10 protein-coding genes and 1 tRNA gene are annotated in these 12005 nt (G+C 41.2%); 8 read left to right on the plus strand and 3 right to left on the minus strand.

Annotated elements, in window-relative coordinates; all coding sequences use genetic code 11:
• Window positions 1–188 precede the first annotated feature (188 nt).
• A complete protein-coding gene (gene plsY / locus VSA01S_RS01885; RefSeq protein WP_021709354.1) occupies window positions 189–800 on the plus strand; it encodes a glycerol-3-phosphate 1-O-acyltransferase PlsY in 612 nt (203 codons plus the stop codon).
• A 35-nt stretch (window positions 801–835) separates the two neighbouring features.
• Here the strand turns inward: plsY and VSA01S_RS01890 are convergent, their stop codons facing one another.
• Window positions 836–1651 carry an alpha/beta fold hydrolase gene (locus tag VSA01S_RS01890; RefSeq protein ID WP_039978796.1) on the minus strand — a complete coding sequence of 272 codons (816 nt, stop codon included), beginning with the start codon at window positions 1649–1651 and terminating at the stop codon, window positions 836–838.
• Between the two features lie 182 nt (window positions 1652–1833).
• Window positions 1834–2850, minus strand: a complete 1017-nt coding sequence (tsaD, locus tag VSA01S_RS01895) for a tRNA (adenosine(37)-N6)-threonylcarbamoyltransferase complex transferase subunit TsaD (protein ID WP_039978986.1) — start codon at window positions 2848–2850, stop codon at window positions 1834–1836.
• A gap of 230 nt (window positions 2851–3080) precedes the next feature.
• On the opposite strand from tsaD, the gene rpsU reads away from it, so the two are divergent.
• The 6 genes from rpsU to VSA01S_RS01925 all read left to right on the plus strand — a co-directional run bounded on the left by rpsU (window position 3081) and on the right by VSA01S_RS01925 (window position 8901).
• Window positions 3081–3296: a 30S ribosomal protein S21 gene (gene rpsU, locus VSA01S_RS01900; protein WP_001145625.1), complete on the plus strand. Its 216-nt coding sequence runs from the start codon at window positions 3081–3083 to the stop codon at window positions 3294–3296.
• Between the two features lie 27 nt (window positions 3297–3323).
• Window positions 3324–3767: a GatB/YqeY domain-containing protein gene (locus VSA01S_RS01905; RefSeq protein ID WP_039978795.1), complete on the plus strand. Its 444-nt coding sequence runs from the start codon at window positions 3324–3326 to the stop codon at window positions 3765–3767.
• A gap of 143 nt (window positions 3768–3910) precedes the next feature.
• Complete coding sequence (gene dnaG / locus VSA01S_RS01910; protein WP_039978793.1) at window positions 3911–5668, plus strand: DNA primase; 1758 nt, start codon at window positions 3911–3913, stop codon at window positions 5666–5668.
• Between the two features lie 99 nt (window positions 5669–5767).
• Complete coding sequence (gene rpoD / locus VSA01S_RS01915) at window positions 5768–7630, plus strand: RNA polymerase sigma factor RpoD (protein ID WP_039978792.1); 1863 nt, start codon at window positions 5768–5770, stop codon at window positions 7628–7630.
• 143 nt (window positions 7631–7773) lie between these two features.
• Window positions 7774–7849: transfer RNA gene (locus VSA01S_RS01920), tRNA-Ile, on the plus strand.
• 461 nt (window positions 7850–8310) lie between these two features.
• Window positions 8311–8901, plus strand: coding sequence for a hypothetical protein (locus VSA01S_RS01925; protein WP_039978790.1), 591 nt, complete (start codon window positions 8311–8313; stop codon window positions 8899–8901).
• A gap of 119 nt (window positions 8902–9020) precedes the next feature.
• Here VSA01S_RS01925 and VSA01S_RS01930 read toward each other — a convergent pair whose 3' ends face one another.
• Entirely contained in the window at window positions 9021–10133 is a 1113-nt protein-coding gene (locus tag VSA01S_RS01930) for a DUF481 domain-containing protein (protein WP_039978789.1), read from the minus strand.
• Window positions 10134–10691: 558 nt separating this feature from the next.
• Between VSA01S_RS01930 and VSA01S_RS01935 the strand changes: the two genes are divergently transcribed.
• Window positions 10692–11471, plus strand: coding sequence for a hypothetical protein (locus tag VSA01S_RS01935; RefSeq protein WP_039978787.1), 780 nt, complete (start codon window positions 10692–10694; stop codon window positions 11469–11471).
• Window positions 11472–12005: the final 534 nt, after the last annotated feature.

Genomic DNA, 12005 nt, shown 5'->3' on the forward strand with positions numbered 1-12005 from the left:
GATACCCATTATGGGTAATTTAATCGTAGAATTCTCTCACTGAGTCGCCTAAATAGGCTTAAATCTGTTAACTCAGGTACAATAATGCTTGCTCCATCGCAGAGACTATTTTTGCTACACGCCAAATCAGAGTATGATAGCAATTCCGTTGGCACTGAGCACGACATTCCATTATCTCAAGGACTTATATGGACGCACTGGCACTGATAATGACAATGGCCGCCTATCTATTGGGTTCAATCTCCAGTGCGGTACTCATTTGTCGTTTATTAAGACTGCCTGATCCCCGCCAAGTCGGCTCAAATAATCCTGGTGCGACGAATGTACTTCGTATTGGTGGTAAAGGGGCCGCGGTTGCTGTCTTACTGTGTGATATGCTCAAAGGCACTATCCCTGTCTGGTGTGGGTATCTGCTTGGTATCGACCCAATCATTCTTGGCATCATCGCAATCGCAGCTTGTCTTGGGCACATGTACCCTATTTTCTTTCACTTTCAAGGCGGAAAAGGAGTAGCAACAGCATTAGGCGCCATTGCTCCTATTGGATTTGATTTGATGGGCTTGGTGCTTCTCACCTGGTTATCGGTTGCTGTTTTGTTCCGTTACTCTTCTCTCGCTGCCTTAGTTACCGTCTTACTTGCTCCTTTTTACACTTGGCTACTTAAACCTCAATACACTCTACCCGTTGCCATGCTGTGCTGCTTAATCGTGTTTAAGCATCACCCAAACATCCGTCGTTTGTTATCCGGTGAAGAACCTAAGATCGGTGAAAAGAAAAATATAGAAAAAAACTCGGCCTAACACCGAGTTTTCTCTGTGAGTTCTTAGTAGTAAAACTAAGCATGCACTCTGTTTAAAAAGCTCAATAGCATTTGGTTGACAAACTCAGGCTGCTCTAAAGAGCTGATATGTCCCGCTTGTGGAATTTCGACCAATTCACTGCCAGTGATGCAATCATTCATTAAATAAGACTCAAACACAGGACGGGGCTTATCCTCACGTCCTACTGCAATTAAGGTAGGTAACGCGAACGCTTCAGAGTCTTCAATGACATCACGGCGGCCAAAGACCATACGACCAATACGAGCAATCTCAACTGCACGATCACCTTGCAGTGCAGTTAGGCTTTGTTTGAAGGAAGCCACCAGCTCAGGATTCACTTGCTCAGCATCATTGGCGAAAAACAGCGGGGTGACCACTTCAACAAGTGGTTCAGGAATGGCTTGCACTTGGCTGATAGTATCGAGCATTGCGAAATATTTCTTATGCGTCACTTCGGGTTCTAGGCCGATAAAGGTATCCATTAGAACCAGAGACTTCACTCGTTGAGGCGCTTGCGAGGTTAGCTCAGCGCCCCACATGCCACCCACAGAAAGACCGACAATGGAAAACTGCTCAATGGATAAGTGATCCATCAACGCCAGCATATGCTGGGCATAATCGACCAAAGATCGTGTGGAAGACGGTGCCGCCTCGGATTCACCATGAGCCCAAAGATCGGGGACAATACAACGGTAAGATTGACTCAACAGTTCAATCTGTGGTGCCCACATTTGACTATCCCAAAGATAACTGTGTCCAAATAACAACACGGGACCTTCGCCTTGATCTAAATACGCAAGCTGCTGACCTTCAATTTCAAACTTATTCATTGTTCTATCCATTTATTGTTGTGAGGTATAACCTTCGCGTCGACAAAAAGCCTTCTGTTGTCGCCAATCACGCATATGAGGTTACTGAGTGAGCTATTTCAATGGTGGCGCGAAAAACAAAGGCCTCTGATAAGTAGAGACCTTTAAAACATTTGATGTACTTTCAATCAAAAGCATCAGGATTAAGCAATGGGTGTCAACTGATCGATCGGCCAACGTGGGCGTGCTTCTACAGCCATATCTGACACTTCGCCATTTTTCAAACGCTGCATACCAGCATAGGCAATCATTGCACCATTATCGGTACAAAACTCCGTACGCGGGTAGTAAACCTCTCCTCCCACTTTTTGGGCCAACTTCTCAAGCTCCGCACGCAAACGGCGATTGGCACTCACGCCCCCCGCAATGACGATACGCTTCATACCGGTTTGCTCGAGTGCGCGCTTACATTTGATAGCCAACGTCGCACATACTGCCTCTTCGAATGCATAAGCGATATCTGCACGGGTCTGATCATCATTACCATTGGCAGCAATTGTATTGGCGGTAAAGGTTTTTAGACCTGAGAAACTCATGTCTAGACCAGGCACGTTAGTCATTGGACGTGGGAACTTAAAGCGACCCGGCGTGCCTTTCTCTGCGAGTTTAGAGAGCAATGGCCCTCCAGGGTAATCGAGGCCCATTAGCTTAGCGGTCTTATCAAACGCTTCACCTGCAGCGTCATCAATCGATTCACCTAAGATTTTGTACTCACCAATCCCTTTAACTTCCACCATCATAGAATGGCCACCGGATACCAAGACTGCAACAAATGGAAATGGCGGTGGACTATCCTCTAACATCGGAGCAAGTAAGTGGCCTTCCATATGGTGAACAGGTACCGCTGGCACTCCCCAAGCGTAAGCAATACTGCGGCCAATTGTCGCTCCCACAAGTAAGGCTCCCACTAGACCGGGACCTGCCGTATAGGCAATCCCATCGATGTCTTTAGGTGTCAGATTGGCTTCTTTCAGCGCCGCTTTGATAAGCGGAATGGTTTTTTTAACGTGATCACGTGAGGCCAGCTCAGGCACCACGCCACCATAGTCAGCATGAAGTTTAACTTGGCTGTAAAGCTGGTGTGACAACAGACCTTTTTCATCATCGTATATGGCGATGCCAGTCTCATCACAAGAGGTCTCAATACCAATAATGCGCATGGTTATCTCAGTATGCTTTTTATGTAGAAGGAATTTATAGGCCATATTACCTTGCCTTGGGGCTGCAAACAAATTTTGTACAGACAATAAGCGATAAAAGGCTTTACAAAGCTTATGTGTTCGGATTAAAATTCCGCACCATTTTTGATCAAGCTGGTATTAGACTAAACAATTACGATTTGGTTTACTGAAATCCAGCGTTAACGAATAACCCCTGAGGTGAAAGGCATATGCCAGTAGTTAAAGTACGTGAAAACGAACCGTTCGACGTTGCTCTACGTCGTTTCAAGCGCTCTTGCGAAAAAGCAGGTATCCTTTCTGAAGTGCGTCGTCGTGAGCACTACGAAAAACCAACTACAGTTCGCAAACGCGCTAAAGCAGCAGCTCAAAAGCGTCACGCTAAGAAGCTAGCTCGCGAAAATGCTCGTCGCGTTCGCCTGTACTAATAACTGGACTCCAAAAGGAATTTAGTTATGGCTCTTATTGAACAACTCAAAGAAGAGCAAAAATTAGCGATGAAAGCCAAGGACAAATTGCGCCTTGGAACTATCCGTTTAGCCTTATCAGCAATTAAGCAACGTGAAGTTGACGAACAGATTACTCTGAACGATGACGACATTCTTGCCGTGTTGACCAAGATGGTTAAACAACGTCGCGATTCTGTAGCGCAATTTGAAGCAGCAAATCGTCAAGATCTTGCTGATGCTGAACGAGCAGAAATTACCGTTCTTGAGGATTTTATGCCTCAACCACTGACAGATGAAGAAGTAGCGTCTCTCGTTGAGAAGGCAATCATTGAATCTGGCGCAGCTGGTATGCAAGACATGGGCAAAGTAATGGGCGTTCTTAAGCCACGAATTCAAGGGCGTGCAGATATGGGTAAAGTGAGCGGTTTAGTTCGCACTAAGTTGGCTTGATACCCCACCCAATTTCAACAAGCCGTGCTATCCTATGGAACGCACGGCTTGTTTGTATCTGTCAGAATGGTATAACTCTAATTCAAGCTCTTTGCTGACTATCCATTCACTTCAATCATGATTTGTTTTTTTTGTTAGGTTTTATGGCTGGACACATCCCTCGTAGTTTTATTGATGATTTGCTAGCTCGACTCGATATAGTCGATATCGTTGACGCACGTGTAAAACTTAAGAAAAAAGGCAAAAACTACGGTGCATGCTGCCCTTTTCATAATGAAAAAACACCCTCATTTAGTGTCAGTCAGGAAAAACAGTTTTACCACTGTTTTGGCTGTGGCGTGCATGGCAATGCTATTGACTTCATTATGGAGTTTGAGCGCTTAGACTTTGTCGAAGCTATAGAAGAACTCGCCTCTTATCTTGGCTTAGATGTCCCCCGAGAGCAACGTAGCGGAAGTGGTCAGTTTACCTCAAGTCCACAAGCAAACAGCAGCGAAAAACGTAACCTTTACGATTTAATGAATAGTATTGCTCAGTTCTACCGAAATCAGCTTAAACAAACTTCTGGAAGAGAAGCTATCGAATACTTAAAAAACCGTGGTTTGTCTGGCGAAATTGTCCAAAAATTTGGCATTGGTTTTATTGCAGACGAGTGGGATTTGATACGTAAAAATTTCGGCCAGAGCAAAAATAATCAAGACATGCTGGTTACAGGTGGCATGTTGATCGAAAACGACAAAGGTAACCGCTATGATCGTTTTCGAGGCCGAGTCATGTTCCCAATTCGAGATCGCCGTGGTCGAGTCATAGGCTTTGGTGGCCGTGTCTTGGGAGATGGCACACCAAAATACCTCAACTCACCAGAAACACCTATCTTTCATAAAGGTAAAGAGCTTTACGGTTTGTATGAAGTACTACAAGCATACCGTGAACCGCCACAAATCCTAGTCGCTGAAGGCTATATGGATGTGGTTGCTTTGGCACAATATGGAATTGACTACTCTGTTGCCTCACTAGGAACGTCGACGACAGGCGATCACATCCAAATGCTGTTTAGGCAAACCAATACTGTTGTCTGTTGCTATGATGGTGACCGCGCTGGCAAAGAAGCTGCGTGGCGTGCTTTAGAAAATGCACTTCAGTTTCTGAAAGCAGGTAACACCTTGAAGTTCTTATTCTTACCAGATGGTGAAGATCCCGATAGCTATATAAGAGCAAATGGTAAAGCGGCCTTTGAACAGCAAATCGAAAACGCCACGCCGTTATCAAATTACCTGTTCGATAACCTGATCGAATTGCATAAAATTAACTTAGGTAGTAACGAAGGTAAGTCTGCCTTACGTGCTTATGCTAGCGCCTTGATCAATAAAATCCCTGATCCCTATTTTCAAGAGCTACTTGAAAAGCGCTTAGATGAACGAACTGGATTTGACCATAGCCGACGCCAACTTCGTAAGAAGAATACTAAAACTCGACTTCAGCCACACAAAGAAATAAAACGTACCCCTATGAGAGAGGTAATCGCTCTACTTATTCAAAATCCGAGCTATGCTAAAATGGTACCCGATCTCTCATCGGTGAAAATGCTGGCGATACCTGGTTTAAGTTTATTTGTCGATATACTTGATAAGTGCATCATCCATCCCCATATTAACACGGGCCAGCTCTTAGAGCATTGGCGACATGATAGTAATGAGAAGCTTCTGTCTCGTCTTGCTAGCTGGGATATCCCAGTTGATGAAGACAATCAAGAAGAAATATTTTTAGACTCACTGGACAAAATTATTGCTCAGTGTGTAGAAAAACAAATTGAAAACCTGCAGGCCAAAGCAAGAAGTATCGGTTTATCAGCCGAGGAAAAAAGGGAGCTGCTAGCTTTAATGCTAGATTTAAAAGCGTAACCCTGTTTGGTTAGTCAGCAACAATTTAATTTGTTATAGTTAGTGGTTTGCATTTCGCATACTAATTCCTTCACCAGATTACGAAGTTGGATACCGTCTATGGATCAAAATCCGCAGTCACAGCTAAAGTTACTTGTTATTAAAGGCAAAGAACAAGGCTATCTGACCTACGCCGAAGTAAATGACCACCTACCTGCTGAAATCGTAGATTCAGAACAAGTAGAAGATATCATTCAGATGATCAACGACATGGGCATCAAAGTAGTGGAAACTGCACCTGATGCTGATGACCTTGCACTAAATGATGATACAAATATCACAGATGAAGATGCTGCCGAAGCCGCAGCCGCCGCACTTTCTAGCGTAGAAAGTGAGATTGGTAGAACAACTGACCCAGTTCGCATGTATATGCGTGAGATGGGTACCGTTGAACTACTGACTCGCGAAGGCGAAATCGACATCGCAAAACGTATTGAAGAAGGTATTAACCAAGTTCAATCATCTGTTGCTGAATACCCGGGTACAATCCCTTACATTCTCGAACAGTTTGATAAAGTTCAAGCTGAAGAACTTCGCTTGACTGATCTCATTTCTGGATTCGTCGACCCTGATGCAGATGACACTGCTGCACCGACTGCGACTCACATTGGTTCAGAGCTATCAGAATCCGATCTAAAAGATGAAGATGATGACAGCGTTGATGACGATGAAGAGAACAGTGAGGATTCAGACGAGGACGAAGAAGAAGTTGGAATTGATCCTGAACTAGCACTTGAAAAATTCACTCAGCTACGCAGTACCTACCAAAACCTTCAGCTGGCAATCAACGAATACGGCTATGAAAGCCCGAAAGCAACGCTAGCTAACGAGTTAATGTTAGACGTATTCAAAGAATTCCGTCTAACGCCAAAGCAATTTGATCACCTCGTAAACGAATTACGTACTTCGATGGAGCGCGTACGTACTCAAGAACGTCTGATCATGAAGTCTGCAGTTGAGTACGGTAAAATGCCGAAGAAATCTTTCATTGCTCTCTTCACTGGTAACGAGTCAAGTGAAGCATGGTTAGATGAAATTCTTTCTTCAGATAAACCATATGCTGAAAAGATTAAGCGCAGCGAAGAAGACATTCGTCGTTCAATCACTAAGCTAAAAATGATTGAAGATGAGACTTCTCTCAGCGTACAAAATATCAAAGATATCAGTCGTCGCATGTCCATCGGTGAAGCAAAGGCTCGTCGAGCGAAAAAAGAAATGGTCGAAGCAAACTTGCGTCTTGTTATTTCTATTGCGAAAAAATACACCAACCGTGGCCTACAGTTCTTGGATTTGATCCAAGAAGGTAATATCGGCTTGATGAAAGCAGTTGATAAATTTGAATATCGCCGTGGTTATAAGTTCTCAACTTACGCAACATGGTGGATTCGTCAGGCAATCACTCGCTCTATTGCAGACCAAGCTCGTACAATACGTATTCCGGTTCACATGATCGAAACGATCAACAAACTAAACCGTATCTCACGTCAAATGCTACAAGAGATGGGCCGTGAACCGTTACCAGAGGAATTGGCTGAGCGCATGCAAATGCCTGAAGACAAGATCCGTAAAGTGCTTAAGATCGCTAAAGAGCCAATCTCTATGGAAACACCAATCGGTGATGACGAAGATTCGCACTTAGGTGACTTCATTGAAGATACTACACTAGAGCTCCCATTAGACTCTGCAACTGCAACCAGTCTGAAAGGTGCAACAAAAGATGTCTTAGCAGGTCTTACACCACGTGAAGCTAAAGTGCTTCGTATGCGTTTTGGTATCGATATGAATACAGACCACACTCTTGAAGAAGTGGGTAAGCAATTTGACGTAACACGTGAGCGTATTCGTCAGATCGAAGCTAAAGCACTAAGAAAACTTCGTCATCCGAGCCGCTCAGAAACATTGCGCAGCTTCTTGGACGAATAGTCTTACGGCAGCAAACTAAAAAAGGTGACCAAAGGTCACCTTTTTTGTAATTTATGGCACTAAGTGGATAAAAAACAAACATTAATCCTGTTTTCATGGCTAGACAGCTTGTTTTTGTTCCCCTATAATTGTCCACCTATTAAGGCCCCTTAGCTCAGTGGTTAGAGCAGTCGACTCATAATCGATTGGTCCGCAGTTCAAATCTGCGAGGGGCCACCAAATTTTGAAAGGCGCAGTGGATTAACCCCTACTGTGCCCTTTTTACATATACCATACCCCATCACTACCAACACTCAATTAAGCTTAAAATATTCAATTCAACAAGATAGCGTCTTCGTCAGATAGTCTTCTTTGCCGTAAGCTCAGTGTTATAACTCAGAAATAAGCATCTTAACCTTACCTGAGTTAAATACATCTCATTTACTAACCCCTAAATAGCAATCGAATTAGAATCAAGAAAAAGCACTTATCAAATTGACCAAATCCTTACAAAATTGAGCAAATTAAGCTCAATAAAAAACAAGAAAAACAAAAAGACAATAAATATCAGAAAATTGAAAGCATCTGGTCAACCTATGAAATTATCAGGACAAGTACAGCATAAGTTGTCGCTTATTTTGAATACACCAAGATAAACCACTTTAATGTACGCTCTTTTAAAATAATGATAAGGTTATCCAATGAAAAAGACACTTCTAACAGCACTTTGTTTATTAAGTACATCTGGTATGACACTGGCTGGCACATTGAATACAGCTAATTCAGACAATGCACAACTAGTGCAAGGTCCAAATAACTTTGTCACTTGTGCAAAGTATGACGCCATGGTTGATACTTTGGTCAATAATGGCGTAATGACTAAAGATGAAGCCGATCTTATTAAGTGTGTAGAAGAGTTTACCTGGAATTGGGAGTGGTCAGTAAATACATGGGGCTACTACATACATCAAGATGACGCAACAACATACACATTACGATTCAAGGGCGATCACCAAGAAACAGCAGAAAGATTTAAACAAGAAATTGACACTGCTCTTAACAGCGGTAAAGAGGAGCTGTTCCAAATCCGTATAGCGAGAAACCCAGAGTTCTCTAATATCGTCAGCATTACCAGTGTTTCAGATATCAAACGAGTATCTGACTCACCTGATGAAGATGGAGTCCGTTACCATTGGGACGTGACAATCACAACAAATCAAGAAATTATCGAGCCAGCAGATAACTGGATTGGCTCAATGAATTTCTACAAATTCAAGATGGCTGCTTACTAAGCTTACTATAGAGCCCTAAAATTACTGCTCTGATATTCTCTTATCAGAGCAGTGAAACCCAAGTAATCTTAGAGCGCTTGGGTGCCTACTAAAAATAACCCGCTCTCACTCTGATACTCTTAAATCTCATAAGATAAGCCGAAGTGAAACGTGTAGTCATCTTCTTTAGGAGTGATTCCCTCCGCATTGGGCTCAACATTTGAAACATGATCCCAAGTCGCCTTAATACTCAAATCCAAATCTTTAACGAGATCAATATCGATTCCTAGTTCGTTTCTGTGTTGAGTGCCCATATTTTTTTTGCTGGTCCAATTGAAAGAATAAAAATGAGTAAGGTCAATATTGCGAGTTAGCTCATATTCAAAGTTGGACTCGAAATATAAACCACTACTGCTTACATTCTCTTTCTCACCACTTTCAACCGTTCGAAAAGCGGTATATTGGTAACCAGGACCGAGTGACACATCCCATTGCGTATGAGGCATGGCGATAATAAAATACCCCATTTGCATAGATACATCTTCTTTGTGATCAATATTTTGGAACTCATCACTTATTATTGACAGCTTTAGAGGCCTGAAAAACAGTTTGTTTCTTAGGTAAATATCATAAGAGCCATCAAACGATGTACTTTTTGCTATCGTTTTACTATCACTCTCAGAGTTTTCATGTCTAGCTTTGAGTTTGGTCCTAGAATCAACAGCCAGCCTCTCTGTTTCAATTTCCCCAAGTAATGAAAACTCATCGGTATTACCTTTACTGATGTCTAAGCCTAAAAACAACTCTGTTTTCCATTGCTCAGATTCATCTTGACGACCACGATAAATAGACACTACTTGCTCAATCGGAAATGACCATTCTTTTACTTCATTACGCAAAAAAAGCTTGCCATCTTTGATCGATAGAAATCCTTCATGAATATCTCCACTTGCAACTCGAACAGTAAAAAAGCTCACCGTCTCAAGTACCGCAATATCTTTTATTTCAATATCCTGATCACCAAGATCATCACTATCAAACTCAATTTCTTGGTCTAAAGAGTTAGATTCTTCTTTAATCGTTCCTGTTAATTCACCTTTGATCACTTCTCCCGATTTCAACTGCAACCAATCATCGTTATTATCAATCCAAACAACTTGGCTTTTTTGTTGTGTTGTTTTTTCACTGTCTGCCAAAGCGAAGTGATTGCCAAATACAACACTCACGCACAACACGAGCCACTTTTTATTCATAGAAGAGTTTCCAATACACTTAACCATTTTCTGCTCACATCAAAGCATAATGCTTATATACCTAAGTGACCTCACGATGCTTGATTTAGAGCAATGTTCCGAAAAGCGAACAGAGATCACTTGGCTGTAGACTGACATTGTCAATTTTAGACCTCAATAACAATAAAAATATCAATAAAAAGGAGAAAAGTTTAAATAGTCGGTCAATTAACTCGACTGAAGTATCTGCTGTTTCCGAACATACCTGTTATACCCCAGCGTTATCAGGATGCTTGGGTATAGATATCTCTTTTTTACGTAATTTTTCATAACTAAACATATGACACTAAATCTTTTTCACAGCTAAATTCTTTACTTATTTAAAATTTAATCTCATTAAGATTTAGAGGGTTATATCTTGTTCGTTAATAGCGTAAGTACAATACAATCAGAGACCATTAAAAGTTTGAGCTAGAAAGATCATTAGAGGTTAATAAACTCACTAATACAACGTCTGACTTAGCTCAAGGCTTCCCTCAAAGACTCGATAAGCTAAGAAGTAAAGATTGCTATAAGAAAGTGTTTCAACGAAAAGATTATAGACCTGCTATTTACGGTTTGAGTCAACCACAACGTAAACTTGGTTATTTAACCTGCAAGCTCAATGAGCTTGAAGGTGTGGATAATCGAACAATAGCTTTGCTCAATAAAAAACTGGACAATATTGCCCATTATGACAGAGAAGAAAACCCTAAATGGCTTATTCAGCAATTCAAGGGGCATATTACAGCTCTTGATCCATTTATAAAACTAAACAAAGCTTTATCAAAAACTAACTCTTACGAAGAACAAGTGAAAATCGTTACAAACTTTTGCTACAAAAACACATCAGGAGACAGTGATGTCAATGCATTAACTGAAACGATATTAAACTTAATTCTTAAAAGTAAAGTTAAAAGTATCCTTGATGTAAATCAATATGCATTACCTCATATGATACAAGTCGATTTTGCAGAGATGTTTGTTAAACACTTTTTTCGAAATACAAGTAAACTAGGACTTGAGTTCTTCTCTGATAATAACATTGATATCATTTTTTCATGGGAAGATGGTCAATCTGGCTCATTAGACTTAAGAGTCATCCAAGACAAAAAATGGCAATCCAATGAACATAGATTTGGAGACAAATACGAACCGATAACCTTTTCTGAGATTCGTCATGTTTTAAGAAATCCTGAAAGATTTAAAGATAAAGTATTTAAAGTACATGTTCATGATATTAAAACTTCTACCTTTAGCTTTTCTGAATCATTGGAATCGGAGACATGGCAAGATGTTTCTCTGGGCAAAGCACCTTAAGGTTACTTGGATATCTTAACCCCTGAAATTATTAATTTTATCTGTCGGAGGACATTAAAGATTGAAACTTTTCTGCCTCCGAAGCCTTTCTCTTCTGTAGCTACTAACCACTAAACATGGCAATAAAGATTAAAACTAACCGACCCCAACAACCTTCGGAAAACCAGCCTTATGACAATAAAGTTTGAAACTTTTAGAAAGCGGTGTTTTTCAAGGTAGACTACTCTGTTCTTAGATACTTAAATTTTAGCTCAACCACAGCCTCGTTCAGAATAAATTTTGGACATTCCCAAATTACAGCACCCACTAAATTAGAAAATTTAATATTAGACTATATTGAAAATATCCTTTTTGGGAAGGATAGATACGAGAGTATATCGCTCTGCTGCTTACCTCTTTTTTCATGCTATTGTGTTTCGGCGTGGGCTGTCATATTAAAATCAGCTATAAAACGTTCACCAACCCAGCTTCCTTACCAACCAACGATTAGATCCAGATAGAATTGCACTGATAACAAGAAAGGTCCCTCTATAA

The sequence above is a fragment of the Vibrio sagamiensis NBRC 104589 genome, from assembly GCF_007990935.1.
Lineage (GTDB): Bacteria > Pseudomonadota > Gammaproteobacteria > Enterobacterales > Vibrionaceae > Vibrio > Vibrio sagamiensis.